This is a genomic window from Actinoplanes sp. NPDC051346 (assembly GCF_040682215.1).
In the GTDB taxonomy this organism is placed as follows: domain Bacteria; phylum Actinomycetota; class Actinomycetes; order Mycobacteriales; family Micromonosporaceae; genus Actinoplanes.
Genome location: NZ_JBFBAJ010000007.1, coordinates 346,672 through 372,717, shown reverse-complemented (window position 1 = coordinate 372,717; position 26,046 = coordinate 346,672). Strand labels below are relative to the sequence as shown.

At 70.5% G+C, this 26,046-nt stretch carries 21 protein-coding genes; 11 read left to right on the top strand and 10 right to left on the bottom strand.

Annotated elements, in window-relative coordinates; genetic code table 11:
- The first annotated feature begins 38 nt into the window (after positions 1-38).
- The 4 genes from AB0M36_RS20060 to AB0M36_RS20045 all read left to right on the top strand — a co-directional run bounded on the left by AB0M36_RS20060 (position 39) and on the right by AB0M36_RS20045 (position 6,367).
- Positions 39-1,508 carry a hypothetical protein gene (locus AB0M36_RS20060; RefSeq protein WP_364159524.1) on the top strand — a complete coding sequence of 490 codons (1,470 nt, stop codon included), beginning with the start codon at positions 39-41 and terminating at the stop codon, positions 1,506-1,508.
- Between the two features lie 48 nt (positions 1,509-1,556).
- Positions 1,557-2,969, top strand: a complete 1,413-nt coding sequence (locus tag AB0M36_RS20055; protein ID WP_364159522.1) for a 3' terminal RNA ribose 2'-O-methyltransferase Hen1 — start codon at positions 1,557-1,559, stop codon at positions 2,967-2,969.
- A complete protein-coding gene (locus tag AB0M36_RS20050) occupies positions 2,966-5,440 on the top strand; it encodes a polynucleotide kinase-phosphatase (protein WP_364159520.1) in 2,475 nt (824 codons plus the stop codon). Before AB0M36_RS20055 ends, AB0M36_RS20050 begins: the two co-directional genes overlap by 4 nt.
- A gap of 96 nt (positions 5,441-5,536) precedes the next feature.
- A complete protein-coding gene (locus AB0M36_RS20045) occupies positions 5,537-6,367 on the top strand; it encodes a DedA family protein (protein WP_364159667.1) in 831 nt (276 codons plus the stop codon).
- 42 nt (positions 6,368-6,409) lie between these two features.
- Here the strand turns inward: AB0M36_RS20045 and AB0M36_RS20040 are convergent, their stop codons facing one another.
- The 5 genes from AB0M36_RS20040 to AB0M36_RS20020 form a co-directional block, all read right to left on the bottom strand.
- Positions 6,410-7,090, bottom strand: coding sequence for a class II aldolase/adducin family protein (locus AB0M36_RS20040; protein WP_364159518.1), 681 nt, complete (start codon positions 7,088-7,090; stop codon positions 6,410-6,412).
- Positions 7,091-7,595: 505 nt separating this feature from the next.
- Positions 7,596-7,973, bottom strand: a complete 378-nt coding sequence (locus AB0M36_RS20035; protein ID WP_189200331.1) for a metalloregulator ArsR/SmtB family transcription factor — start codon at positions 7,971-7,973, stop codon at positions 7,596-7,598.
- Positions 7,974-8,030: 57 nt separating this feature from the next.
- Positions 8,031-8,189: a hypothetical protein gene (locus AB0M36_RS20030; protein WP_364159516.1), complete on the bottom strand. Its 159-nt coding sequence runs from the start codon at positions 8,187-8,189 to the stop codon at positions 8,031-8,033.
- Between the two features lie 588 nt (positions 8,190-8,777).
- A complete protein-coding gene (locus tag AB0M36_RS20025; RefSeq protein ID WP_364159511.1) occupies positions 8,778-9,683 on the bottom strand; it encodes a hypothetical protein in 906 nt (301 codons plus the stop codon).
- Between the two features lie 123 nt (positions 9,684-9,806).
- Positions 9,807-10,817: a hypothetical protein gene (locus AB0M36_RS20020; protein ID WP_364159510.1), complete on the bottom strand. Its 1,011-nt coding sequence runs from the start codon at positions 10,815-10,817 to the stop codon at positions 9,807-9,809.
- A gap of 346 nt (positions 10,818-11,163) precedes the next feature.
- On the opposite strand from AB0M36_RS20020, the gene AB0M36_RS20015 reads away from it, so the two are divergent.
- The gene (locus tag AB0M36_RS20015; RefSeq protein ID WP_364159508.1) at positions 11,164-11,343 is read left to right on the top strand and encodes a hypothetical protein; all 180 of its coding nucleotides are present in this window, start codon (positions 11,164-11,166) and stop codon (positions 11,341-11,343) included.
- A gap of 45 nt (positions 11,344-11,388) precedes the next feature.
- On the opposite strand, the gene clpB is transcribed toward AB0M36_RS20015, so the two are convergent.
- The gene (clpB, locus tag AB0M36_RS20010) at positions 11,389-13,977 is read right to left on the bottom strand and encodes an ATP-dependent chaperone ClpB (protein ID WP_364159506.1); all 2,589 of its coding nucleotides are present in this window, start codon (positions 13,975-13,977) and stop codon (positions 11,389-11,391) included.
- 128 nt (positions 13,978-14,105) lie between these two features.
- Here clpB and AB0M36_RS20005 point away from each other — a divergent pair, with 128 nt between their 5' ends.
- The 4 genes from AB0M36_RS20005 (at position 14,106) to AB0M36_RS19990 (ending at position 17,688) form a co-directional block, all read left to right on the top strand.
- A complete protein-coding gene (locus tag AB0M36_RS20005) occupies positions 14,106-15,305 on the top strand; it encodes a sugar efflux transporter (protein ID WP_364159504.1) in 1,200 nt (399 codons plus the stop codon).
- Between the two features lie 4 nt (positions 15,306-15,309).
- On the top strand, positions 15,310-15,807 hold the full coding sequence (locus AB0M36_RS20000; protein ID WP_364159502.1) for a cation:proton antiporter regulatory subunit: 498 nt from the start codon (positions 15,310-15,312) through the stop codon (positions 15,805-15,807).
- A gap of 7 nt (positions 15,808-15,814) precedes the next feature.
- Complete coding sequence (locus tag AB0M36_RS19995; protein ID WP_364159500.1) at positions 15,815-17,020, top strand: cation:proton antiporter; 1,206 nt, start codon at positions 15,815-15,817, stop codon at positions 17,018-17,020.
- A 221-nt stretch (positions 17,021-17,241) separates the two neighbouring features.
- Positions 17,242-17,688 (top strand): hypothetical protein, encoded by a 447-nt coding sequence (locus AB0M36_RS19990; protein WP_364159498.1) that lies wholly within the window; start codon positions 17,242-17,244, stop codon positions 17,686-17,688.
- Positions 17,689-17,704: 16 nt separating this feature from the next.
- On the opposite strand, the gene AB0M36_RS19985 is transcribed toward AB0M36_RS19990, so the two are convergent.
- The 4 genes from AB0M36_RS19985 to dnaK form a co-directional block, all read right to left on the bottom strand.
- Positions 17,705-18,145, bottom strand: coding sequence for a MerR family transcriptional regulator (locus AB0M36_RS19985; RefSeq protein ID WP_364159497.1), 441 nt, complete (start codon positions 18,143-18,145; stop codon positions 17,705-17,707).
- A 35-nt stretch (positions 18,146-18,180) separates the two neighbouring features.
- Positions 18,181-19,371 (bottom strand): molecular chaperone DnaJ, encoded by a 1,191-nt coding sequence (gene dnaJ, locus AB0M36_RS19980; protein WP_364159495.1) that lies wholly within the window; start codon positions 19,369-19,371, stop codon positions 18,181-18,183.
- Between the two features lie 112 nt (positions 19,372-19,483).
- Positions 19,484-20,110, bottom strand: a complete 627-nt coding sequence (gene grpE / locus AB0M36_RS19975) for a nucleotide exchange factor GrpE (RefSeq protein ID WP_364159493.1) — start codon at positions 20,108-20,110, stop codon at positions 19,484-19,486.
- On the bottom strand, positions 20,107-21,993 hold the full coding sequence (dnaK, locus tag AB0M36_RS19970; RefSeq protein ID WP_364159491.1) for a molecular chaperone DnaK: 1,887 nt from the start codon (positions 21,991-21,993) through the stop codon (positions 20,107-20,109). The genes grpE and dnaK overlap by 4 nt, the downstream gene beginning before the upstream one ends.
- Positions 21,994-22,703: 710 nt before the next feature.
- On the opposite strand from dnaK, the gene AB0M36_RS19965 reads away from it, so the two are divergent.
- Together AB0M36_RS19965 and AB0M36_RS19960 are read left to right on the top strand one after the other, a co-directional pair.
- On the top strand, positions 22,704-24,341 hold the full coding sequence (locus tag AB0M36_RS19965) for an ABC transporter (protein ID WP_364159665.1): 1,638 nt from the start codon (positions 22,704-22,706) through the stop codon (positions 24,339-24,341).
- The gene (locus AB0M36_RS19960) at positions 24,338-26,041 is read left to right on the top strand and encodes a GTPase (RefSeq protein ID WP_364159489.1); all 1,704 of its coding nucleotides are present in this window, start codon (positions 24,338-24,340) and stop codon (positions 26,039-26,041) included. The genes AB0M36_RS19965 and AB0M36_RS19960 overlap by 4 nt, the downstream gene beginning before the upstream one ends.
- Positions 26,042-26,046 lie beyond the last annotated feature (5 nt).

The window sequence follows — 26,046 nt, the reverse complement described above, 5'->3', positions numbered from 1 at the left end:
GGGCCATTCGGTACGAGTCGGGGCTCTAGTCTCCGATCATGCGCTTGTGCCGTCTTTCGTCCCTGGTGGTGGCGATGGTCCTCATCGTGCTCTCGACGGCGGCGTCTCCCGCCTCGGCGGCGGTGGCACACCGGCTCAACACGGTCCTCGACCCGATCACCATCGCTCCCGGCACCCCGGAAGACAGCTACTTGGCGAGCCTGTCCGGCGTGCTCGCCCAGCGCGACGTGCCGGCGCGGCCGCACCGGATCGCGTACACCATCGACCTGACCGAGGTCGCGGACCTGGTGGAGCTGGGATTCGAAGGCATCCAGGACGTCATCGTCGCTGCGGCCGCCGAGGAAGATCCCTGCCAGCTGCGGGGAACGATCTTCCATTGCCTGCGCACGGGCGTGCGTCCGGCAGCGGGCTGGGTCATCATGCTGGGCTCCTTCTCCGTGACGCCGACCTCGAACGCCCGGAGCGGTGACGGGGGACAGATCACGGTGACCGCCCGGGTCGACGAGGGCCCCATCACCACCAGCACCTCGCAGGTCCGCATCGGCGAGAGCGTCGACCTCGCCACCCTGAACAAGGAGAAGGTGTCCGCGGCCCCGGGTCGGGCCGTCCGGGTCTCGCCCCGGGTGCGCAACGTCGGAACCGCCCCGGTCAGGGGCGCGGTACTCGGGATCTGGGCCGACCGCAAGCTCATCGACACCGATGCCAGCAACTGCTTCTACAGCTACCAGATCTTCTGCGTCTTCGACACCGCGTTGGCGCCGGGACGCACCTACGCCCTCGCCACCCCGCTCGTGCTCCGCACTCCTGCCGACGCGGCCGCCGGGAGCCGAGCCGACGTGGGGCTGAGTTGGCTGACTCCCGCGTTGTGGGAGGACCAGAAGAAGATTCTCCACGGCCTCCAGGGCAAGCCGGGGCGCGGGACAGCGCTCAGGCTGGTGCCCGCGGCCGGCGCCGCCGAGGTCCCCCAGGTGGACGTCGACGGCGACAACGATCAAGGCTTGGTGCAGCTGACCGTCGCGGGCTCGCGTCGACCCGCACTCGCCATCTCCGCACCCGCGGTGACCCTCGCGCCCGGCCGAACGGCGACGGTCCGGTTCGGCATCACCAACCGGGGACCGGGGACTCTTTACCCCACGCTGTTCGGCAACACCGCCTTGTCCACCTGGCTGACCCTGCCGAAGGGCGTCACCGTGGCCAAGGCCGACAAACGCTGCTACCCGGAGTTCGCCCGAAGTGAGTGGTCCTGTCATCAGGGTGACGCCGCGCTGCCCGCGGGCCACGCTACGACGTTCGTGTTCCGGCTGACAGCGGCGAAAGGCTTCACCGGTGCCTCGGCGCGGGTAGAGGTGCGGGACGCTTGGCTCGACGGAGCCCGGGTGCTCCGGATCGGCGTATCCGCCGGGGGTGCGGGCGGCGGCCTGCCGGTGAGCGGGCCGACGGCGTGGCCCGGCCTGCTGCTCGTCGTGCTCGGTGCCGTCCTCCTGCGGGTCGGTCGCCGGGCCCGCTGAACCGCAATTCGTTCGCCCGCAGCGAACCGGCGCTGCGATCATCGAGCGGTGCTGCTCACCGTGACAACCACGCACCGGCCGGCGACCGACCTCGGTTACCTGCTGGTCAAGCACCCTGACAAGGTGCATTCCTTCGACGTGCCCACCGGCACGGCCCACGTCCTGTTCCCGGACGCGGCCGAGGACCGGTGCACGGCGGCCCTGCTGCTCGATGTCGACCCGCAGCGGCTCGGTGCCGCGCGCGGCGGTCGCCGACAGCAGGCCGCTCCCGAGTCGTTCACGCTCGGTCAGTACGTCAACGACCGCCCCTACGCCGCCTCCAGCCTGCTGGCGAGCGCGCTCGCCAAGGTGTTCCGCAGCGCCCTGCGCGGCGAGTCGAGGGACCGCCCGGAACTGGCCGGCACGCCGCTCCCGCTCGAGATCCACGTCCCCGTGCTGAGGGGCACGGTCGAGCTGGCCACCTGCCTGTTCGAGCCGCTCGGCTGGGCCGTCACGGCGGAGCCGATCCCGCTGGAACCCGAGCTCGGTGGCGACAGCCGCTACGTCGACCTGCGGCTGGTCGGCGAGCTCACGGTCGCGGCCGCGCTCAACCATCTGTACGTCCTGCTGCCCGTCCTCGACGACGCCAAGCACTACTGGGTCGCGCCCGACGAGATCGACAAGCTGCTCCGCGCGGGCGAGGGCTGGCTGGCCGGGCATCCGGAGAGGGTATTGATCACCCGGCGCTATCTGGCGCACCGCCGGTCGCTGGCCGCGAGCGCGCTGGAGCAGCTCGATCGCGACGAACCGGACACCGTCGACGCCCCGGTGGACACGGCCGCCGACGAGGACGCCGAGCTGCCGGTGGCACGCCGGCAGTCGCTCGCGGAGCAGCGCCGGGAAGCCGTCCTGGCCGCGCTGGCCGAGTCCGGCGCCGCCCGCGTGCTCGACCTCGGCTGCGGTGGCGGCGCTCTGCTCGGCGCCCTGATGAAGGACAAGCGCTACACCGAGATCGTCGGTACGGACGTCTCCTCGCGCGCCCTGGATCTGGCCCACCGCCGGCTGCACCTGGATCGCGTTCCGGAACGGCAGCGCGACCGCGTCAGGCTCTGGCAGTCGGCGCTCACCTATCGCGACGACCGGCTGAAGGGGTACGACGCGGCGGTGCTGATGGAGGTGATCGAGCATCTCGACGCCTCCAGGCTGCCCGCGCTCCAGGCGTCGGTCTTCGGCCACGCGCGGCCGGCGACCGTGGTCGTGACGACGCCGAACGCCGAGTACAACGTCCTCTACGAGGGGCTGACCGGCATGCGGCACAGCGACCACCGCTTCGAGTGGACGCGAGCGGAGTTCGCCGCCTGGACCGCCGAGACGGCGGATGCGCACGGCTACGACGTGACGATCCGAGGCGTCGGAGAAGCCGACGAACGACACGGAAGCCCCACCCAAATGGCGATCCTCACCCGGAAGGAGGCGACATGACCGAGATCGACATCCCCGAACTGGCCCTCGTGGCGCTCGTCGGCATCTCCGGATCCGGCAAGTCCACCTTCGCCCGGCAGCACTTCGCGCCGACGCAGGTGCTCTCCTCCGACTACTTCCGCGGCCTGGTCGCCGACGACGAGAACGACCAGTCGGCCTCCGGCGACGCCTTCGACGTGCTGCACTACGTGGCCGGTAAGCGGCTCAAGGCGGGCCGGCTCACCGTCGTAGACGCCACGAACCTCCAGTCGCACGCGCGGGCCGGGCTGGTCAAGGTCGCCCGCGAGCACGACGTGCTGCCGGTCGCCGTGGTACTCGACGTGCCGGAAGGGCTGGCGTGGGAGCGCACGCAGGCCCGCGAGGACCGCACCTTCGGCCGTCAGGTCCTCACCCGGATGCACCGCGACCTGCGGCGTTCCCTCGGCCAGCTGGCCCGCGAGGGCTTCCGTAAGGTCCACGTGCTGCGCGGCGCCGACGAGATCGCCGGTGCGACGGTCCGCTACGAGAAGCTGTTCAACGACCGGCGTGAGCTCACCGGCCCGTTCGACATCATCGGTGACGTGCACGGCTGCCGCACCGAGCTGGACGCACTGCTGACCGAGCTCGGATACGCCGTCACCCGCGACAACGCGGTGCATCCGCAGGGGCGTACGGCGGTGTTCGTCGGCGACCTCGTGGACCGCGGCCCGGACTCGCCAGGGGTGCTGCGCCTGGTGATGGGCATGGTCAAGGCCGGCACGGCGATCTGCGTGCCGGGCAACCACGAGCAGAAGCTCGCGCGCAAGCTCAACGGCCGCAACGTCCAGCTCACCCACGGCCTCCCCGAGACGCTGGCACAGCTCGAGGCCGAAACCCCCGAGTTCGTCGCGGAGGTACGGGAATTCATCGACGGGCTGGTCAGCCACTACGTCCTCGACGGCGGCCGGCTGGTGGTCGCACACGCCGGGCTCAAGGAGGCCTACCACGGTCGCGCGTCCGGCCGCGTGCGCTCCTTCGCCCTGTACGGCGAGACGACCGGCGAGACCGACGAGTACGGCCTGCCGGTCCGCTACCCCTGGGCCCGCGACTACCGAGGCTCGGCGGCGGTCGTCTACGGCCACACCCCGACGCCCGAGGCCGAGTGGATCAACAACACGATCTGCCTCGACACCGGTTGCGTCTTCGGCGGCAAGCTCACCGCCCTGCGCTGGCCGTCCCGCGAGCTCGTCTCCGTGCCGGCGGCGCGGGAGTACTACGCCCCGGCCCGCCCCCTCGCCGGGGCCACCCGCCCGGACGAAGGCCTGGACCTCGCGGACGTGACGGGACGCCGGCACCTCGATTATGGGTACGGCCGCATCACGGTCGCCGCCGAGAACGCCGCCGCGGCGCTGGAGGTGATGAGCCGCTTCGCGCTGGCGCCCGAGACGCTGGTGTGGCTCCCGCCGACGATGGCGCCCTGCTCCACCGCGACGGTCGAGGGCTACCTCGAGCACCCGTCGACGGCGTTCGCCGATCTGCGGTCGGCCGGCGTCGGCAAGGTCGTGTGCGAGGAGAAGCACATGGGCTCGCGCGCGGTCGTACGGATCTCGAAGGACGGGGTGGGAGACGCGATCTGGACCCGCACCGGGCGGCCGTTCTTCGACCCGGAGCGCAACGAGGCGCTGCTGGCCAGGGTGCGTGCCGCGGCGATCGGCGCGGGACTGCTCGACGACGGCTGGCTGCTGCTCGACACGGAGTTGCTGCCGTGGTCGGCGAAGGCGGATGGCCTCATCCGCGAGCGTTACGCGGGCGTGGGTGCGGCGGGCCGCGCCGCGCTGCCGGCGGCGCTGACGGTGCTCGACCGCGTCGCGTCCCGAGGACTCGACGTGAGCGTCCTGCGCGGTCGGATCGAGCTGCGCGCGGCGGAGATCGCCGGCTACTCGGCCGCCTACCGGGCGTACGTGCGCCCCACGGACGGCCTGACCGGCGTGACCCTCGCGCCGTTCGCGGTCCTCGCCGGTTCCGGGGTCAGCCACAAGGACAAGGACCACGGCTGGCACCTGGCCATCGCGGACCGGCTCGTCGCGGCGGACCCGGTGCTGTTCACGCCCACCCGCCGGATGGTGGTGGACCTCGACGATCCCGAGGCGGAGAAGGCGGCCACCGACTGGTGGCTCGCGCTGACCGCGTCGGGCGGCGAGGGCATGGTCGTCAAGCCGTACGCCGGATTGGGCGCGACGGACGCCAAGGGACGCCTGGCGCAGCCTGGGGTGAAATGCCGTGGAAGGGAGTATTTGCGGATCATCTATGGCCCCGAGTACACCCGTCCCGAGCAGCTCGAGCGGCTCCGCCAGCGCCAGCTCGGCCGTAAGCGAGGCCTAGCGCTGCGTGAGCATGGCCTGGGCCTGGCCGCGCTGGACCGCCTCGCCGAGGGTGCGCCGCTGTGGCGGGTTCACGAGTTGGTGTTCGCCATCCTGGCAGCGGAGTCGGAGCCGGTCGATCCCCGGCTGTAATCCACAGCCCGCGTACAGGTACCGGCGTGGCAGCGGCCGGTACCCTTCCTTCTCGTGACTTACAGTGTGCTCGCCGAGCAGCTTGCTCTGAACCCGATGGACCCGAAGGCCCTGCTGCAAACCTTCGGGTTGATCGGGGTATGGGCGATCCTCTTCGCGGAGACCGGCCTCCTGGTCGGCTTCTTCTTTCCGGGGGACTCGCTGCTGTTCCTGGCGGGTATCGCCGCGTCGCCGGTGGCCGATTCGATCTTCGGCAGTGGCACCCGGATGTCCATCACGGGCCTGCTCATCGGCGCGCCCCTGGCCGCGATCATCGGCGCCCAGTTGGGCCACCTGCTCGGCGCCAGGTACGGCCGTCGCATGTTCGACCGCCCGGACAGCAAGCTGTTCAAGCGGGAGTATGTGGAGAAGGCGGAGTACTACTTCGAGAAGTTCGGCCCGGCCAAGGCCGTCGTTCTGGCCCGCTTCATCCCGATCGTCCGTACGTTCCTCAACCCGGTCGCCGGCACCCTCGGCATGCCGGCGCGGCAGTTCTTCCTCTGGAACGTGGTCGGCGCGATCCTGTGGTGCGACGGCATCATCCTGATCGGCTACCTGCTGGCCGACCGCATCTGGAAGGCCATCGGCGACAAGATCGACCGCTACATCCTGCCGGTCGTGGCGCTGATCATCCTGATCTCGATCCTGCCGATCATCATCGAGGTGATCCGCGAGCGGAAGGCGAAGAAGCGCGCCGCCGCGGCGGGCGTGGCCGAGGAGGTCGGCCCGGCGACCGCGATCGGCGTGGTGGCCGCGGCCACCGTCGCCGGGATCGCCGAGGAAGTGGCCCACCACGACGACCACGGCCCGGACAACCGCTACGGCTACCGGCACGGCAGCGACGACGAGGACGATCAGCGGCACCGCCGGCCGCGGCACTCGTCTTGAGGTCCCGTCCGGGCCGGATTCAACCGGCCCGGATCGCGTTTCCTAGACGGAGACCGGCGAGGTGCCGGCGAGCCGATCTAGAAACTCCTCCGGCACCTCGCGGAGGCTGTCCAGACGACCGAGGGTGAGCGCCCGGTAGGTGAGCTGGGCGGCTTCCTCGAGATTGCGCGCCCGCTTGTGGGCGAGCTCCACGCTGTCCGCCATGACGACACAGCCGTGCTGACTCAGGACCAGGCAGTTCGTGCCGTCGGCAGCCATCGCCGCGGTCAACGCCGCCACTTCCACACTCCCCGGCAGCCGGAACGGCACCGTCGACACCCGCGCCAGGTAGTACGCGTGGTCGGTGGTCACGATCCGGATGTGCTCGCCCAGGGCGTCCAGCAGCAAAGCCGTCTGTGGATGCAGATGAATGATCGCGTTGACGTCCGGGCGCGCCCGGAAGAGCGCCAGATGCAACGACAGCTCGCTGGTCGGCGTGAGCCGCGGCGCCGGCAGGCCGCCGTTGCCCAGCGTCGCGGGAGAACCGTCGGCGATGCGCACCGGCGCGAACGACGAACGGCTCAACCGGTCGAGCCAGGAGCCGCTCGCGGTCACCCAGCAGGCGTCCTCGTCGGGAATGCGGGCGGACAGATTGCCGCCCGAACCGCAGACCAGTCCGGCTTGGACCACGTCGTAGCCCACGTGCGCGAGCTGGTCGCGCAGATCACCGGGCACGTAGTTCACCCGTCAACTCCTCGGGTCCTCGGGGGTGGATCCTGATGGAGGTGTCCCGCCTGGCGTCACGCTCGTCGATCGGTGACGCCAGGCACCTTTGACGCCGGTGTCCGGCGGCCTAGCTTTCTGACGTTGTACCAGGGCTTGCCCGCCCTCTTTCGCGGACCGGCGTGCCTTTCCACCGGCCTGAACCGGCTTGGCACTCTTCCTGCCGGTTGCCGCGTGTTTTCTGCCGGTCGGCCCGCTCCCAGTGTGGGCTGTCTGGAAGTCGGTTGGTCGCACCCCGACGGGGGTGTGCGCCACCCGCCCTCCCTGAGCGAGCCATGGCTCGTCAGGTCGGAGCGGGCCTCTCCCGCGATGGCCCGGCGTCAGTACGGTCGCTTACCTGGTCCGGCCTGAAGAAACGGACCCTCTCGCCACCCTGCCGACGTCGGTAAGAAGTCCCTTCGCGATCCGCCGAACGGGCCTATGTGGGCAGCCCGCCCGGCTCCAAGCGTTTACTACCGACCCGGTGTCAGCGGGCCTTCTTCGTGGCCCGCTTACGCGGCGGGGTGAGCAGATCCGCGATCGTGGCGATCGCGGTCGGCACCAGGCGGTAGTAGGCCCACACGCCGCGCTTCTCGCGCTCGAGCAGCCCCGCCTCGGTCAGGATCCGCAGGTGGTGGCTCACGGTCGGCTGCGACAACCCCAGCGGGGCGGTGAGGTCGCAGACGCACGCTTCGCCATCCGAAGCGGACTGAATGAGGCTGAGCAGCCGGAGCCGGGCGGGGTCCGCGAGTGCCTTGAGCACCCCGGCCAACCGCTCCGCATCGGCACGTTCAATAGGCTCGCCGGCCAGCGGCGAGATCTGAGGCATTGTCATTTCCGCCAACGCAGTTCCCACGATCTCCATCCTTCCACCAACTGCATCGATTCTCCTGCATGTGTGCAGGAACGAACCGGCTGACTTTCAGGCCGTAAGGCCGAAGTCGATCGAACGGTAGGGCGATCGGTGCGCCTGTCCGGCACCCAGCACGGCGGCACCCGCACCCCGATCCACCATTTCCGCGACACCGACTTCGGTCTCTGCCTCCTGCAACGCCTCAGCCGCCGTCTGGTCGCTGTCCATCGCCGTCGAGCTCCTCGATCCCCACCCCGGGAGTGAGGGACCCCACATTTCGATTTCGCGATCAGTACGCCGACCGACCAGCGGCCGCCCGCTCACTGAACCCACCGTGTATGGCACGGTTACACGGCGGGGTTGTGCGCCACAGTCGCCTTCACGACCCGATGAAAGCACGGCACAACGCTGCGCGACGGGCAATTCAGTGATGAATTTACGCAGGTCGTGGTGGGCTTCCATGACATCGAGGGTACTGGCTGGACGAAAACCGGAACGATCTGCCCTGCCAGGGCGGAAAGGAACGATTGACGCACGTAGTTAACTTGCCGGTAACAGGAAATAATGTTAACAGAATCCTCTCCAGCGGCACCACGGCTATCGGCATAGATGCAGCTCAAAGCCCTTTTGGACGGCTCGGCTCCCGAGGACCGAGACAACGACGGTCATCAACCGAGTACGCACTGACACCGATGTCATCCACGTACATCTGTCCGTCCTCGGCGAAAGCCCGGCCGGACAGCGTCGGCAAAGAGACCCTTGTCGCATAACGCTACCCGTTCGGGTGACGCACAACCGTCAATATCATGTCCCTCTTCAGCTGGACCGGTGCTCCGGAGAGGACTCGTCTGGGTTATGCACAGTAGATCCGGGCTCAACGGCGCCGGTGGATTGATCCGATGGCGGTGAAACCTGCCCCTGCGCGTAACCGGACGGGGCGTCCGAGGGCACGGGCGCGATGGGCGTCGTAGGCCGCGGCGGCGCCCACGGGTTCGGAGTGTCCGGATCCTCCGCCGTCCCCAGCACCACCGAGGCCGGACCCGCCGGATACGGCGCCCCGTACACCGGGGGTGCCGGGTATCCGCCCAGCATGGCCCCGTAGCCCGCCGGGGGCATACCCGCGGGTGCGGCGAACGGGTCCGGCGGCAACGGCTTCGGCGCCCGCCCGAAGAACTCACCGTTCGCGATCAGCAGCAGCACGCCCACCAGCACGTAGCCGATCATCTGCGCGATACCCAGCCCGACGTTGAGCGCGATCCAGGCGTCCGGGTAGGACTCGGTCAGCGCCTCCCCGACGGATCCCGGCGTCGAGCGGCCGGCGCGCTGGAGTCCCACCGTCATCGTCGAGCCACAGCCTGCGACCAAGCCCAGCGCGCACACCACCAGGGTGGCGATCCGCATGCCGTTGCTGCCGCGGCGCAGTCCCAGCGCGAGCACGATGTAGAGCGCGAACAGGATGACCGCCAGGGCCGCGCCCACGGCGGCACCGATCCAGATCACGGCGACGAAACCGTCGACGTCCGCACTGTCGCCGGCGGCGTGACGGAACCGGTCGACCGTGCCGGGGGCGACCGCGAGCGTGGCGACCGCGTAGCCGAGTCCCACCACCGCCATCACGATCAGCAGGACGGACGCGATGCTGATCGAGGCAGGTCTGCGCCGCGTCGCGACGGGCCCGGGGGTAGGGGCGGCCGCGGCCGGAGGTTGCACTGCGTACGTCATGAAGGTCTCCCGGGTGATCCGTTGCGGACGAACCTACCCGGACACGACACGCGCCGCCGGGCTTGACCGGCGGCGCGTGAGCGATATGTCGAACCGGGACGATAAGCCGTTCCGGCGGCGTGGTCAGTCGTTGCGAGAGGACGAGTCCGAGGAACCGGAGGAGGAGTCCGAGGAACCGGAGGACGAGTCCGAGGTTCCCGAGGACGACTCCGAGGGGCCGGACTCCGCGGGGGGCGAAGGCGCACTCCACGGATCCGTCGCCGGGACGCTGCCCGTGTGCGGCGCGGAGTCCCCCGACTCGCTCGGCGGCGGCGTCGACGGATCGGTGCTGCCGGGGTAGGCCGGGAAGGCTCCCGAGGTCGGGAACGCCGACTGCTGCGGATAGCCGGTCTGCGGGTAACCGGGCTGCGGATACGCGGCGGTCTGCGGGTAACCGGCCGGCGGATACCCGGGGGCCTGCGGATGACCCGGCTGCGGATAACCCGGCTGGGGGTAGCCCGGCGGGGCGTAGCCCTGTTGCGGATATCCCGGCTGTCCCTGGTACGGATAGGGGTAGGGCATCGAGGGGTCCCAGGTCGCCAGCGGCTTGCGGAAGTAGGCGTGCGCCGGGGGCAGCATCAGCAGGATCAACGCCGCCAGCAGCGCCAGCACCAGCACCACGGACAGCGTCGTCGAAACCGGCCCATACCAGCCGGGCAACGCCTGTTCGATCTTCTGATCGATCTCCCGCTGGCTCGGCCCGCTGGTGCCGGCCCCATCGAGGTTCATCCCGCCGCTGACGGCGTTGCCGAGCAGGCCGAAGCCGCTGCAGCAGAGGAAGATCCCGCCGATCACCCAGGTGGTGATGCGGGAGCCCCGCCGCCCGCGGTTGTTGAAGACGCCGAGGATCACCAGGCCGGCGGCGATCAAGATGTTGATCACCACCGCGCCGATCATCGCGCCGACGACGATGCCTTCCATGCCCTCTTCGGCGCTGCCCGAGTACAGCTCCTTGTAGACCTGCGAGACCGTCGAGATGGTGGCCAGTCCCACGACCGAGCCGAGGATGGCCACGGCGGCACTGAAGTAGAGCAGGTATGACGACACGGTGACGACCGTGGGGCGTGCGATCGGTGCCGGTGCTCCGGGATACATCGGCGCTCCCTCCTAGATCCACTCACGGTATCGGGTTGACGCCAGATCCGCGGACCCGAGGACGCGAGGCGGTATGTGTGGCAACATCGCCCAACGTAGGACGAAATCGGATGAAATAGGTCGCTCGTTTGAGGGGCGACAGGAGTCGATCCCGCCCCATACACTTCCATCTCGTGGCGCGCCGTAGGCAACAAAGTCCCTCGGCGCCGTCCCGTGCCCGACCGAGTCGCCGCCCCCGCTCACCCATCGCCGGGGCCGAGACAGACCGGATCAGGGCACCCTAGATCGCGCGCACCGTGTGTCCATGCCGCGGTCGCCCCAAGACACTTAAGGACCGGTGAGTCCCATGCCCCACGCAGACAGCCTGACCGTCGTGCACCATGACGACACGAGAACCCGCTACACAGACGTCCGGTATCAGCTCCACCGCGACGGCATCAGGATCTGGTCCGAGGAAGGCGAGCACGCCTTCACGGACATTCTCATGACTCACGCCTACCGCCAGCGGGAGGCAAAGGCCAGCTAGGGACACGGAAAGGGCCCCGAGAGACCTCGGGGCCCTTTCTCGTGCTCAGGCACGCGTGACGCGCAGCCCGTCCTTCTGGTCGTTCAGCTCGACCAGGACCGTGTCCCCGTCGACGATCTCCCCGGCGAGCAGCGCCTTGGCCAGGGAGTCACCGATCGCCGACTGCACCAACCGGCGCAACGGCCGGGCGCCGTAGATCGGGTCGTACCCGTGCTCGCCCAGCCACAGCACGGCCGCCTCGGTGACGTCCAGGCTGAGCCGGCGGTCGGCGAGCCGGTTGCGCAGCCGGCCGAGCTGGATGTCGACGATGGCCGCCAAATCCTGCGCGGTCAGCGCGTGGAACACCACGATGTCGTCGAGCCGGTTGAGGAACTCCGGCTTGAAGTGCCCGCGGACGGTGGCCATGACCTCCTCGCGCCGCTCCTCCTCGCCCAGGGTGAAGTCGGAGATGACCGACGAGCCCAGGTTGGAGGTGAGCACCAGGATCGCGTTGCGGAAGTCGACCGTCCGGCCCTGGCCGTCGGTGAGCCGGCCGTCGTCGAGCACCTGCAACAGCACGTCGAAGACGTCCGGATGGGCCTTCTCCACCTCGTCCAGCAACACCACGCTGTAGGGCCGCCGCCGCACCGCCTCGGTGAGCTGGCCGCCCTCCTCGTAGCCGACGTACCCGGGCGGGGCGCCGACGAGGCGGGCGACGGAGTGCTTCTCGCCGTACTCGCTCATGTCGATGCGGACCATGGCCCGCTCGTCGTCGAAGAGGAAGCCCGCCAGGGCCTTGGCCAGCTCGGTCTTGCCGACGCCGGTGGGGCCGAGGAACAGGAAGCTGCCGGTCGGGCGGTCCGGGTCGGCGACGCCCGCGCGGGCCCGGCGCACGGCGCCGGAGACGGCCGCGACCGCCTCCGCCTGCCCGACCACCTTGGCCTGCAGCGACTCCTCCATGCGCAGCAGCTTGGCGGTCTCGCCCTCCATCATCCGGCCGGCCGGGATGCCGGTCCACGAGGCGATGACCTCGGCGATGTCGTCGGCGCCGACCTCTTCCTTGACCATCGGCGGCTCGGTCTTCTCGTCCTCCGCCGCGGACGCGCTCTCGATCTCCCGCTCCAGCGCGGGGATCTCCTGGTATTGCAGGCGTGACGCCCGCTCCCAGTCGGCCTGCCGCTGGGCGCGCTCCAGCTCGGCGCGGGTCTCGTCGAGCTTCTTCTTGAGCTCGCCGACCCGGTTGAGGCCGCCGCGCTCCCGCTCCCAGCGGGCGTTGAGGGCGGTCAGCTCCTCCTCGCGGTCGGCAAGGTCGCGCTCGAGCCGCTCGAGGCGGGCGATCGACGCCGGGTCGGTCTCCTTCTCCAGCGCCAGCTTCTCGATCCGCATCCGGTCGACCTGCCGTTGGAGCTGGTCGAGCTCGACCGGGCGGGAGTCGATCTCCATGCGCAGCCGGGAGGCGGCCTCGTCGATGAGGTCGATGGCCTTGTCCGGCAGGAACCGGTCGCTGATGTACCGGTCGGAGAGCGCCGCGGCGGCGACCAGGGCGGCGTCGGTGATCTGCACCCGGTGGTGTGCCTCGTAGCGGCCCTTGAGCCCGCGCAGGATGCCGATGGTGTCCTCGACCGTGGGTTCGCCGACGACGACCGGCTGGAAGCGGCGCTCCAGGGCCGGGTCCTTCTCGATGTGCTCGCGATACTCGTCGAGCGTGGTGGCGCCGACCATCCGCAGCTCACCGCGGGCCAGCATGGGCTTGAGCATGTTGCCGGCGTCCATCGAGCCCTCGCCCTTGCCGGCGCCGACGACGGTGTGCAGCTCGTCGAGGAACGTGACGACCTGGCCGTTGGAGCCGCGGATCTCCTCCAGCACGCTCTTGAGGCGCTCCTCGAACTGGCCGCGATACTGCGCGCCGGCGACCATCGCACCGAGGTCGAGCGAGACCAGCTTCTTGTCGCGCAGCGTCTCGGGCACGTCGCCGGCCACGATGCGCTGGGCCAGGCCCTCGACGATCGCGGTCTTGCCGACGCCGGGCTCACCGATCAGGACCGGATTGTTCTTCGTACGCCGGGACAGCACCTGCACCACCCGCCGGATCTCCGCGTCCCGCCCGATGACCGGGTCGATCTTGCCCTCGCGGGCCAGCGCGGTCAGATCGACGCTGTATTTCTCCAGCGCCTTGTAGGTCTGCTCGGGGTCCTGGTTGGTGACCCGGCGCTCGCCGCCGCGCACCGACGGGAAGGCGGTGACCAGGGCCTCCTCGGTCGCGCCCACGTCGTGCAGGGCCGTGCCGACCGCGCCGCCGACCCGGGCCAGGCCGGCGAGCAGGTGCTCGGTCGAGACGTATTCGTCGCCCAGCGGCTTGGCGATCAGCTCGGCCTCGCCGATGGCGTTGACGAACTCCCGCGAGAGGCTGGGCTCGGCGGTGCTCGATCCCCGGGCGGACGGTTGCTGCTCGACCGCGCGGGCGGCGGCTCGCCGCACGTCGGCGGGATTGGCACCGACCGCGCGCAGCAGCGCCGGAGCGGTGGATCCCCCGGTGTCGAGCAGCGAGAGGAGCAGGTGCCACGGCTCGACGGTGGCGTGCCCACGCTGGTTGGCGTCGGCGACCGCACCCGTGATGACGTCGCGGCTCTTGGTGGTTAGACGTTCGGCGTTCATGAGCTCCCCTGATCGGATCTTCCAAGAGATGCAGCATCCGCGTGGTACAGCGATCTGAGACTTGAGCCTATTCCACTCAACTCTAGGTCGGCGAGCCAATGGGACGGAAGGGCCGTAACCTGCGCCACATGTCCCTTCTCCCGGCGCAGCGCGCGCCCCGGTTGATGCGCGCGCTCCTCCCGTTGGGCCTCGTGTTCCTGGCAGTCGGCGTCTCGACCGCGCTCGTCATGCCGTTCCTGTCACTCTTCCTGAGCACCGAGGTCGAGGCCGGCCCGGTCCAGGTCACCGTCTTCCTGGTCCTCGCGCCGCTCTCCGGCGTGCTCGGCTCGACCCTGATCGGACGGCTGTCGGATCTACGGCCGATCCGACGCGTGCTGCTCATCGGCGGCGCCCTCGCCGGCATGATCGGCTGCGCGCTCACCGCGGTGGTCCGCGACTACTGGATCCTGCTCGGCCTGACCGTCACCGCCCTGGCCGTCGCCAACTCCCTCTTCCCACAGTCCTTCGCGTACGCCCGGCAGGTCCTCGAACGCAAGGCGCCGGACCGGGCGGCGATGGGCATCAGCGGGCTGCGTACGGTCTTCTCCCTGGCGTGGGTGGCCGGACCGCCGCTGGCCGCGTTTTTGCTCGACGCCGGCGGATTCGCACTCGTCTACGGCGGCGCGGCCGTCATGTACGCGCTGGCCGCACTGGTCGGCATCTGCTGGCTCGACGACTCCGGAGCGACCGCGGCCTCGCCGGTCACCGACGAGGCGCTGTCGGACGGTCCCGACGTGGCGAGGTGGACGCTGCTGCTCACGGCCGGTGCCTTCACTCTCCTGCAGACCCCGCTGACCCTGGCCGTGCAAGCGCTGCCCCTATTCATCCACACCGACCTGGGCGGTGATGTCGCCGACGCCGGACTGGTGCTCGGGCTCTGCGCCGCGCTGGAGATCCCGCTCATGCTGGGCCTGGGCCTGCTCTCCACCCGGCTACCGCTGCGTGCGCTGCTCTTCGCGGGAGCATTGTGCGGGGTGGCGTATTACGGGCTGGCCGCGATCGCGACGGGCGTGTGGCTGTTGTTCGTCGCGCAGGTGCTCAACGCGCTGTTCATCGCCGCGGTGTCCGGGCTCGGCATCTCCTACATGCAGAACATGCTGCCGCGACACCCCGGGCGGGCGACGACGTTGTTCACCAACTCGTTCCCCCTCGGCGCGATGCTCGCGGGGCCGCTGTTCGGCGTGTCCCAGCAGTTCGGCTACCGGCTCGCGTACGTGATCTGCGCCGGACTCTGCGGGGCCGGCCTGGTGGTGCTGACCGTGGTCCGGGCCGACACCCGTTACCGTTGACCGTGTGCGTGTACGGGTAGAGCAGACTCCCCTTCCTGGCATCGGCGTCCGCCACGATCTGGTGACGTCGTCGGGGCGTACGGTCGGCGTGGTCTCGCACCGCAACGGCCGCCGCGACCTGGTGCTGTACGACGTGGACGATCCCGACGCGTGCCTCGCGTCGATACCGCTGACCGACGACGAGGCGGAGGCGCTGGCCGACGTCCTCGGCGCGTCGCTCATGCTGGGCCAGCTCTCCGGCCTGCGGGAGCAGGCAGCGGGCCTGCTCACCGAGCAGATCGCGCTGCCCGCCGGTTCCCCGTTCGTGAGCCGCCGGCTGGGCGACACCCGCGCCCGCACCCGCACCGGCGCGTCGATCGTGGCGGTGCTGCGCGACCGCGAGGTCATCGCCTCGCCGGGGCCGTCGTTCGTCTTCGAGGCGAACGACGTGGTGGTCGCCGTCGGCACCCGCGACGGCCTGGGTGGTCTCACCGCCATCCTCGCCGGCGACCACGGCGACTGAGGCACCGGTGCACAGCACGACGATCCTTCTGATCGAGGTCGGCGCGCTCCTCTTCGCGCTCGGCATGCTCGGCCGGCTCGGCCGCCGCATCGGGCTCTCGCCCATCCCGCTCTATCTGCTCGCCGGGCTCGCTTTCGGCCACGGCGGGCTTGTGCCGCTCTCCGCCAGCGAGCAGTTCATCGAGGTCGGCGCCGAGATCGGCGTCATCCTGCTGCTGGTGATGCTCGGTCTGGAGTATTCGGCGAGCGAGCTCGTCGGCAACCTGCGTGCGGCGGCGCCGGCCGGAATCATCGACGCGCTGCTCAACGCCCTGCCCGGTGCGGGCTTCGCGCTGCTGCTCGGCTGGGGCTGGGAGGCGGCGCTGGTGCTGGCCGGCATCACCTGGGTCTCGTCGTCCGGCGTGATCGCCAAGGTGCTCGCCGACCTCGGCCGGCTCGGTAACCGCGAGACCCCGGTCATCCTCTCGGTGCTGGTCATCGAGGACCTGGCGATGGCGTTCTACCTGCCGCTGGTCACCGCGGTCCTGGCCGGGGCGGGGCTGATGGGCGGCGCCAAGGCCCTGGCCGTCGCGGTGCTCACGGTGGTCGCGGTCCTCGTCGTGGCCATCCGCTACGGCGGCGCCATCTCGAACTTCGTGTCGGTGAAGGACCCCGAGGCCCTTCTGCTCAGCGTGTTGGGGCTGACGCTGTTCGTGGCCGGGGTGGCCGCGGAGTTGCACGTGTCCGCCGCCGTGGGTGCGTTCCTGGTCGGCATCGCGCTCTCGGGCCAGGTCGCGCACAGCGCGGTGCAGATGTTGTCGCCGCTGCGCGACCTCTTCGCCGCGGTGTTCTTTGTGTTCTTCGGCCTCTCGACCGACCCCGCCGCCATGCCGCCGGTGCTACTGCCCGCGCTGGGCCTCGCCGCGCTGACGATGCTGACCAAGGTGCTGACCGGTGTCTTCGGCGCGCGCCGCCGGGGCATCGCCCTGCCGGGTCAGGTCCGCGCCGGACTGGCCCTCATGCCCCGGGGAGAGTTCTCCATCGTCATTGCCGGCCTCGCGGTGGCGTCGGGCGTCGAACCCGAATTGGCACCGCTCGCGACGGCGTACGTATTGATCACGGTGGTGAGCGGGCCACTGCTGGCCCGATTGCCGGATTACGCCTGGTTCAAGACCCAGATTCGTCGCCGAATGACCGATCGGCGTCCGCCCGAACCGGTGCCCGCAGCCGACTGACCAGGCAAATTCCTGCCTGCGCAATGCTACTGACCGGTATCCGAAAGTGATATCTCATCACTTCCGCAGGGGCGATCTCACGCGCTACCGTGTCGCCGCGACAACAACGAGTTATCAGGGTGACCTGCGACACGCCGGACGCGCGGCGGCTCCCGGCGCAGGCGCGCGGGCCCTGACCTTTGGAGGGACGGGCGAATGATCGAACGTGAAGGGGCGGCGTCGTGACTGTGCGTGAGTCGACGTTCTTCGGTTTCGCCAATCCGGTCGACCCGCGGCCGGAGGAGTTGCAGGCGTGGGCCTACCACCCGGAGGCCGTGCCGCTCGACGCCATGCCGTCGGACTGGGACCTGCTGATCTCGGGTGACGTGCTCGCGCCGACCCTGTTCGAGCTGGCGATGGACCGGCAGTGCCCGGCCCGGCGCTTCGCCCTGCACTGCATGTACATCTACGCCGCGGACGGCGTGCGTCCCAACGCGTCCACACAGCGCAAACGGCGCCTGAAGAAGTACGTGGAGCGGGCGGAAGAGGTCGGCGACGAGCCGATGAGCATCTGGGCGCACAACTGCCGGGTGCTGATCACGCGCCCCGAGCTCTTCGACTACCAGGACTGGATCGAGGGCGGCCTGGTGCGCCACCCCCGCCGCCTGGCCCTCTTCGGCCGCCGCTGAGCTCCCTAGCGGCTCCCTAGCGCTCCCCTGAACGGCGCGGGCGCCAGACGACCAGTGCCGTCGAGGGGCGCTCCTGCCGGACCAGGTCGCGGCTCGGATACGACGCCATGGCCTCGAGCTGGGCGATCCGCTGGTACGCCGCGTCGAGCTGCGACTCCAGCTGGGCGACCCGCTCCTGCAGCTCACCGGCGAGCTGCTCGAGACCGATGATCCGCTTGATGCCCGCCAGGTTGACCCCGTCCTCCTGGCTCAGCCGCTGCACCTCGCGCAGCAGGGCGACATCGCGCTCGCTGTAGCGGCGGCCGCCGCCACCGGCCCGGCCCGGCTGCACCAGGCCGAGCCGGTCGTACTGGCGCAGGGTCTGCGGGTGCATCCCGGCCAGTCGCGCGGCGACGGAGATGATCAGGACCTTCGCGTCGGAGGCGTGCTCCATCGAGATGCTGATCTCTTCGTACATGTGCCACCTCCGCAAAGGTTTCCCCGCTGCGTCGATTATCCCCGGCGCAGTCGGGCGTCGATACGTCCGCGCTCAGCGTTCGGCGTGAGTTTGGCGAATTTCTCCAGCGCGTCCCGGGCCTCGTCCGAGACGGCGGCGGGCACCTGCACCTCGACGGTGACCAGCAGATCGCCGGCCTGGCCGTCACGGCGCTGCACACCCTTGCCCCGCGCCCGCAGCTTTCGTCCGCTCGGTGTGCCCGGGGGCACCCGAAGCGTCACCGAGCCGTCCATCGTGGGGACCCGCAGGTCGGTGCCGAGCACCGCCTCGGCGAACGTGATCGGCATGGTCAGCGTGATGTCGTCGCCGACGCGACCGAACAGGTCGTCGGGGCGCACCCGGACCTGCACGTACAGGTCGCCGGCCGGACCGCCGCGCTCGCCGGGCTCACCCCGGCCGCTGAGCCGGATCCGCTGCCCGTCGGCGACGCCGGCCGGGAAGCGAACATTGATCGTCCGGTTCTTGGTGACCCCGCCGGTGCCGCGGCATTCCGAGCACTTTTGCTCGACGATCGAGCCCGCGCCCTGACACTCACGGCACGGCTCGGAGAAGCTGAACGAGCCCTGGTTCCGGGAGAGCAGCCCCGAGCCGTGGCACTGCGGACAGGCGCGTGGCACGGTGCCCGGCTTGGCGCCGTTGCCGTGGCAGATGTCGCAGACGCCGGGCGAGCGCAGGGTGAGAGGCAGCGTCGTGCCCTGCACCGCGTGCGGGAAGTCCAGCGTCACCTCGGCCTCGACGTCCCGGCCGCGCTGCGGGCCACGCCGGGGGCCTCCGCCCGCACCGCCGCCGGAGAATATCGAGCTGAAGATGTCGGAGAAGCCCGCGCCGCCGAACCGCCGGTCGCCGGCACCGCCGCCCGCCGCGCCCGCCCCGCTGAACCCGCCGAACAGGTCGGACGGGTCGAACTGCGAACTGCCGCCGGCGCGCGCGCCCCGGCGGAACGCGCCGGAGCCGAACAGGGAGCGCATCTCGTCGTACTCTTTGCGCTTCTTGTCGTCGGACAGCACGTCGTACGCCTCGGAGGCGGCCTTGAACCGTTCCTCGGCGTCGGTGTTGCCGGGGTTGTGGTCGGGGTGGTTCTCCCGGGCCAGCTTCCGGTACGCCTTCTTGATCTCATCGGCGGAGGCGGACTTGCCCACCCCGAGAACGGCGTAGAAGTCCTTCTCCAGCCAGTCCTTCGAGCTCATCCTGCCCACCCCCTCCTGCGGATGCAACGCGTCTCAAGTCCTGTTTTGGGCGGCGGGTGGGGCGGTCGGAAGGGGGTCCCGCCCACCAGCCGGTGGGCGGGACGGGACATCGTCACGCGGGGTCGGCGACCGCGACCATCGCGGGCCGCAGCAACCGTTCGCCCAGGATGTAGCCGCGGCGCATGACCTCGACACAGGTCGGCTCGGTGACGTCGGCCGACGTCAGGTGCGCGACCGCCTCGTGGCGGGTCGGGTCGAACGGGTCGCCCTTCTCGCCGAAGGCGACCAGCCCGAGCTTGCCGACGACCGCGCCCAGCGCCTCGGCCACCGTGGCGAACGGACCGACCAGGTCGCCGTGCTCGCGGGCCCGGTCGACGTCGTCGAGCATCGGCAGCAGCGCGGTGAGCACCGTGCCGGTGGTCTGCTCTGCGGCGGCGCTGCGGTCCCGGTCGACGCGCTTGCGGTAGTTCGCGTACTCGGCGGTGACCCGCTGGAGGTCGCGGGTGCGTTCCTCCAGCTCGGTCCGCAGCGCCGCGAGCTCCGCGCCGAGGCCCGGCGTGGCGGTCACCTCGTCCGCGGGTTCCTCGGCGGCGCGGTGCGCACCACCCTTGGCCTCCGCGGACTCCTCGGCTTCCCTGGTCACCGTGGTGTCCTTACCCTTCACATCGATCTTGCGACGATCGCGGATGACGACTCGCTCGGTCGTCTGACCGTCGTTCTCGTCGTCCGCCCGGCTCACTTCTTGTCGTCCTCGACGATCTCGGCGTCCACGACGTCGTCAGCGCCACCCTGCGGACCGGCACTCGCACCCGCCGCGCCACCGGCGGCACCGCCGGGCGCGCCCGGAGCACCGTCGGGGCCGGGGGCACCCTCGGCGCCTTCCTGCTGCTGCTGGGCGTACAGCAGGGAACCGGCCTTCTGGGAGACCGTGGCCAGCTTCTCGTGCGCGGCCTTGATCTTCTCGATGTCGCTGCCGCCGAGCGCGCCGCGCAGGTCGCCCAGCGCCTCGCCGATCTCGGTCTTGGCGTCCTCGGGCAGCTTGTCGCCGCTCTCGGCCAGGAACTTCTCGGTCTGCCACTGAAGCTGCTCGGCGAGGTTGCGGGCCTCGGCGTCGTCCTTGCGCTTCTTGTCCTCATCGGCGTGGTCCTGGGCGTCGCGCATCATGCGCTCGATGTCGTCCTTCGGCAGCGCGGAGCCGCCGGTGATCGTCATCTTCTGCTCCTTGCCGGTGCCCAGGTCCTTCGCGTGGACGTTCACGATGCCGTTGGCGTCGATGTCGAAGGTGACCTCGATCTGCGGCACGTTGCGCGGCGCCGGCGGCAGGCCGGTCAGCTCGAAGGTGCCGAGCTTCTTGTTGTAGGCCGCGATCTCACGCTCGCCCTGGAAGACCTGGATCAACACGGACGGCTGGTTGTCATCGGCCGTGGTGAAGACCTCGGAACGCTTGGTCGGGATCGTGGTGTTGCGCTCGATGAGCTTGGTGAAGATGCCGCCCTTGGTCTCGATGCCCAGCGAGAGCGGGGTCACGTCGAGCAGGAGGACGTCCTTGACCTCACCCTTGAGCACGCCGGCCTGCAGGGCGGCGCCGACGGCGACGACCTCGTCCGGGTTGACGCCCTTGTTGGCCTCCCGGCCGATGAGCTGCTGCACCAGCTCGGACACGGCGGGCATGCGGGTCGAGCCGCCGACCAGGATGACGTGGTCGACGTCGGAGACCTTGACGCCGGCGTCCTTGATCGCCTGCTCGAACGGCGCCTTGCACCGGTCCAGCAGGTCCTGCGTCATGCGCTGGAACTCGGCCCGGGACAGGGTCATGTCCATGTGCAGCGGGCCCGACGGCCCGGCGGTGATGTAGGGCAGGTTGATGCTCGTGGTGGTCGCGGCCGACAGCTCGATCTTGGCCTTCTCCGCGGCCTCGCGAAGCCGCTGCAGCGCCATCTTGTCCTGCGACAGGTCGATGCCGTTCTCGCCGCGGAACGTCTTGACCAGGTGATCGATGATCCGCTGGTCCCAGTCGTCGCCGCCGAGGTGGTTGTCGCCGGAGGTCGACTTGACCTCGATGACGCCCTCGCCGAGCTCGAGCAGGGAGACGTCGAAGGTGCCGCCGCCGAGGTCGAAGACCAGGACGGTCTGCTCCTTGGAGCCCTTGTCGAGGCCGTAGGCCAGCGCGGCCGCGGTGGGCTCGTTGACGATGCGCAGGACGTTGAAGCCCGCGATCTCGCCGGCCTCCTTGGTGGCCTGCCGCTGCGCGTCGTTGAAGTAGGCCGGGACGGTGATGACCGCGTCGGTGACGGTCTCGCCGAGGTAGGCCTCGGAGTCACGCTTGAGCTTCATGAGCACCCGCGCGGAGATCTCCTGCGGGGTGTACTTCTTGCCGTCGATGTCGATGGACCAGTTGGTGCCGACCTCGCGCTTGACCGAACGGATGGTCCGGTCGGGGTTGGTCACCGCCTGACGCTTGGCGACCTCGCCCACGAGCACCTCGCCGTTGCGCGCGAAGGCGACGATGGACGGGGTCGTCCGGGCACCCTCCGCGTTGGCGACGACGGTGGGCTCGCCTCCTTCCAGAACGCTGACGCAGGAGTTCGTGGTGCCGAGGTCGATGCCGACCGCTCGTGCCATGTTCGCTTCCTCGCTTCTCACCGGGCGTCTAACTGCTGTCTTACACGATGCAGAGCCCACAAGTTGAGTGGACCGGACTCAATGATGCCACGGGATGACCAGACCGCAAGCGGAAGTTGAGTCAACCCGGCGCAACCTTGGTCATGAAGGTTCCTGTCCGGTCACGACGTGGTGTACCTGTTGTCTGCGATGCATAGATCGGGCACGCTTTACCCGTGACGACACACGGTGACGCGGTCGGTCCGTCGGCCACGCCCGCCGTAACCGACGGGCCACCGACAAAAACCCAGACCAGCGGTGGTCCGGCCAGGTCTGCCGATGCCGCGGGATCCTTCAGTACGCCCACAGCCTCCCCAACCGCACCAGCCCGCGAGCCGCATTCCATGGCGAAAACCGGCGAACCCGAGGAACGGGGCACTACCGCGCCCTCCGATCCCCCAGAAGCGGTGACAGAGCCCACCGAAACCGACAACGACGCGGAGGCCCCGGGCAAAGAGTCGCCAGCCACCCCGGAGTGGCCGCCTCCCAAGGCCTCCACCTCGGGCAACGTCGTCACCACCCAGACCCGCCAGGCCACGCCCCCGGAAGACACCGCGCAGAGCACTCCGGCCGATGCCCTGCCCGAGGAGCCGCCACCGGCCCTCGGACGGCTCGCCGACGCGTTGTCCCACCTGCGGGCGGCGATCGGCGGCGCCACGTACCCGCTGGTCATGCCCTCCGCCGAGGAAGCCCGCCGGATCGGCACCGCGCTGGTGTCGCAGCTCGACGACTACCTCCTGCCCCGCCTGGCGCGCCTCGACGCACCGCTGCTCGTGGTCGTCGGAGGTTCCACCGGCGCCGGCAAGTCCACTCTGGTCAACAGCCTGGTCCGGGCTCCGGTCAGCGCCGCCGGGGTGCTGCGCCCGACGACCCGGTCCCCGGTGCTGGTCAGCCACCCCTCCGACTCGTCGTGGTTCCGCACGGGCAAGCTGCTGCCGGGCCTGACCCGCACCACGGAGTCCAGCGCCAGCCCGGAGGCCCTGCAACTCGTCTCGGCGCCGGCGCTCGGCCCGGGCCTGGCCTTCCTCGACGCCCCCGACATCGACTCGGTCGTGGACCGCAACCGGCAGCTGGCGGCACAACTGCTGGCCGCGGCGGATCTGTGGCTCTTCGTCACAACCGCCGCGCGCTATGCCGACGCCGTGCCCTGGGAGCTGCTGAAAACGGCCCGGCTGCGCGGCACCGTGATCGCGCTCGTGCTGGACCGGGTGCCGGAGGAGGCCGCGGGTGAGGTCTCCGCGCACCTCGCCGAGATGCTCACCGAGCACGCCATGGGCGCCGCGCCCCTGTTTGTCCTGCAAGAGACCACTCTGGACGGTCAGGGTCTGCTCCCCGAGGACGAGACCCGGCCGCTGCACGACTGGTTCGCCCAGCTCGCGGCGGACGCCGACGCCCGGGCGGCCGTCGTGCGCCAGACGCTCGACGGTGCGCTCGCCGCGCTCGGCCCGACCGTCGAGGGCCTGGCCGCCGCCGCCGACGAGCAGGCAGTCGCGGCGAAGGCCCTGGACGAACGGGTGATCGCGGCCTACCGGACGGCCCGCCGCACGCTGAAGGACGGGCTTCAGGACGGCCGGCTGCTGCGCGGTGAGGTGCTTGCCCGCTGGCAGGAGTTCATCGGCACCGGCGAGTTCCTGAAAACGCTGGAGTCGCGGGTCGGTCAGCTCCGGGACAAGTTGGTCGCGGCGGTCACCGGACGCCCCGCGCCCGGGCGCAACCTTCGGGTGGCGCTGGAGTCTCAGCTGGTCACATTGGTGCGCGGGGTGGCGGCGGACGCCGCCGAGCAGGCGTATTCGGCCTGGCAGGCCCATCCCGCCGGCGCCCACCTGCTGGAGCCCGGCCTGCAGAGACCCGCACCGGACCTGCCGCAACGGGCCGAGCGCGTCGTCCGCGACTGGCAGCACTGGGTGCTCGACCTGGTCCGCACGGAGGCGGGTGACAAGCGCTTCGTCGCTCGCGGCGCCGCGTACGCGGTCAACGGTGTCGGCCTGGCAGTGATGATCGCGGTGTTCACCTCGACGGCGATGATCCCCACCGGCCTCGAGGTGGCGGCGGGAGCCGGCACGGTCGTGGCCGCCCAGAAGGTGCTCGAGGCGATCTTCGGCGACCAGGCCATCCGCACCCTGGCGGCCCGGGCGCGCGAGGAGCTGTTGATCCGGGTCAACGAGCTGCTCGACGCCGAGGCGGCCCGCTACACGGACCGCACCGCCGCCGTGGGGCTCGAGCTCGAACCGGGCACCGCCCTGCGGCGGGCCGCGGCCGACGTGAAGCACACCAGGGAGGAACTCGCGTTGACCGGGACGCCGTCATGAGCCTCGCCGAGAAGCTCCAGCGCGCACTGGCCGGCGACGACCGGGTCGACGCCCAGCAGCTCACCGAGCGGCTGGAGGCGTTGCAGCGGTTCCTGCGGGTCACCGACCCCTACCTGCCGGACAACGATCTCGTCACCGCGCACACGCTGGTCGAGCGCGCGGGCAGCCGGCTCGCCCTGTCGCAGGACCACACGGTGGTAGCACTGGCGGGCAGCACGGGCAGTGGAAAGTCCAGCCTGTTCAACGCGCTCGCCCGGCTCAAACTGTCGCCCGTGGGCGTCCGCAGGCCGACCACCGGCGTCGCCCATGCCTGCGTGTGGGGCCCGCTCGAGCCCGCCACCCGGCTGCTCGACTGGGTCGGCGTCCTGCCCCGGCAGCGGTTCATCAGGGAGAGCGCCCTGGACGGCGACGACGAGGCCGCGCTGCGCGGGCTCGTGCTGCTCGACCTGCCCGACTTCGACTCCGTCGAACGCGGCCACCGGCTCGAGGTGGACCGCCTGCTCGGCCTCGTCGACCAGGTGGTGTGGGTGGTGGACCCGCAGAAGTACGGCGACCGCATCCTGCACAACGCCTACCTGCGCCAGTTCCGGTCGCACGGCGACGTCACGATCGTGGTGCTAAACCAGGCCGACCGGCTCTCACCCACCGACACCGAGATCGTCCTGACCGACCTCAAGCGACTGCTCGACGAGGACGGCATGCCCGGCGTGCCCGCCATGGCCACGTCGGCGAAGCAGCCCGGCATGCTCAACGAGCTGCGGGCGGCGCTGGAGAAGACGGTCGCCGAACGCCAGGCCGCCCTGCGCCGGCTCGCCGGCGACCTCGACACGGTCGCCGAGCAGCTCAGTGCCGCCATCGGGCCGCCCGCGGCCGAGGATGAGGTCGACCGCGCGACGGTGCGGCAGCTCAGCGACGCCCTCGCCGCCTCGGCGGGAGTCCCGGCGGTCGCCGCGGCGACCGCGGGCGCATACCGCCATCGGGCGCTCGCCAACACCGGCTGGCCGCTGCTGCGCGGCGTCCGCAAGCTTCGGCCGGACCCGCTGAAACGGCTGCACATCTCGTCGGAGAAGCCCGCTTCGGAGAACCCGGCCGGGGACGCCCCTTCGCAGGAGCTCGTGCCCGTCCCGCGCACCTCCCTGCCGGAGGCCGACGCCGCGCAGAAGTCGGCGGTCGGTCTCTCCGTGCGTGCGGTGGCCGCGCGGGCGGCAGCGCCGATCCCCGACGTCTGGGCGCCGGCACTGACCGCCGCCGCCCGGTCCCGGCTCGGCGACCTGCCCGACGCGCTCGACCGGGCGGTCGCCAAGACCGACCTGGGCATGAGCCGCAAGCCCTTCTGGTGGACGGCGGTCAGCCTGCTCCAATGGCTGTTCACCCTCGCCGCCGTGGTCGGCCTCGGCTGGCTCCTGGCCGGATACGGGGTCCGCGTCCTCGGCCTGCCCACCTTCGACAATCCCAAGGTCGGCGAGGTGCCGCTGCCGACCCTGTTGCTGCTCGGCGGCCTGATCCTCGGCTTGCTGCTGGCCGCGCTGCTGAGACCGATCGTCAGCGCGGGCGCCAAACGCGCGGGACGCCGGGCCGAGCAGCGGCTCCGCGCCTCGGTCACCGAGGTCGGCCGTGAGTACGTCGTCGCGCCGGTCCGCGAGGTGCTCAACGCCTATGCCCAGGCCCGCGAGGCGCTCACCATCGTCCGATCGGAATAAGGCCC

Excerpts from the sequence above, each read along its gene's own strand:
- AB0M36_RS20060 (WP_364159524.1), top strand. The coding sequence starts at position 39 with ATGCGCTTGTGCCGTCTTTCGTCCCTGGTGGTGGCGATGGTCCTCATC.
- AB0M36_RS20050 (WP_364159520.1), top strand. The coding sequence starts at position 2,966 with ATGACCGAGATCGACATCCCCGAACTGGCCCTCGTGGCGCTCGTCGGC.
- AB0M36_RS20045 (WP_364159667.1), top strand. The coding sequence starts at position 5,537 with ATGGACCCGAAGGCCCTGCTGCAAACCTTCGGGTTGATCGGGGTATGG.
- AB0M36_RS20035 (WP_189200331.1), bottom strand. The coding sequence starts at position 7,973 with ATGGAGATCGTGGGAACTGCGTTGGCGGAAATGACAATGCCTCAGATC.
- AB0M36_RS20030 (WP_364159516.1), bottom strand. The coding sequence starts at position 8,189 with ATGGACAGCGACCAGACGGCGGCTGAGGCGTTGCAGGAGGCAGAGACC.
- AB0M36_RS20025 (WP_364159511.1), bottom strand. The coding sequence starts at position 9,683 with ATGACGTACGCAGTGCAACCTCCGGCCGCGGCCGCCCCTACCCCCGGG.
- AB0M36_RS20020 (WP_364159510.1), bottom strand. The coding sequence starts at position 10,817 with ATGTATCCCGGAGCACCGGCACCGATCGCACGCCCCACGGTCGTCACC.
- AB0M36_RS20015 (WP_364159508.1), top strand. The coding sequence starts at position 11,164 with ATGCCCCACGCAGACAGCCTGACCGTCGTGCACCATGACGACACGAGA.
- clpB (WP_364159506.1), bottom strand. The coding sequence starts at position 13,977 with ATGAACGCCGAACGTCTAACCACCAAGAGCCGCGACGTCATCACGGGT.
- AB0M36_RS20005 (WP_364159504.1), top strand. The coding sequence starts at position 14,106 with ATGTCCCTTCTCCCGGCGCAGCGCGCGCCCCGGTTGATGCGCGCGCTC.
- AB0M36_RS19985 (WP_364159497.1), bottom strand. The coding sequence starts at position 18,145 with ATGTACGAAGAGATCAGCATCTCGATGGAGCACGCCTCCGACGCGAAG.
- dnaJ (WP_364159495.1), bottom strand. The coding sequence starts at position 19,371 with ATGAGCTCGAAGGACTGGCTGGAGAAGGACTTCTACGCCGTTCTCGGG.
- dnaK (WP_364159491.1), bottom strand. The coding sequence starts at position 21,993 with ATGGCACGAGCGGTCGGCATCGACCTCGGCACCACGAACTCCTGCGTC.
- AB0M36_RS19965 (WP_364159665.1), top strand. The coding sequence starts at position 22,704 with ATGCCCTCCGCCGAGGAAGCCCGCCGGATCGGCACCGCGCTGGTGTCG.
- AB0M36_RS19960 (WP_364159489.1), top strand. The coding sequence starts at position 24,338 with ATGAGCCTCGCCGAGAAGCTCCAGCGCGCACTGGCCGGCGACGACCGG.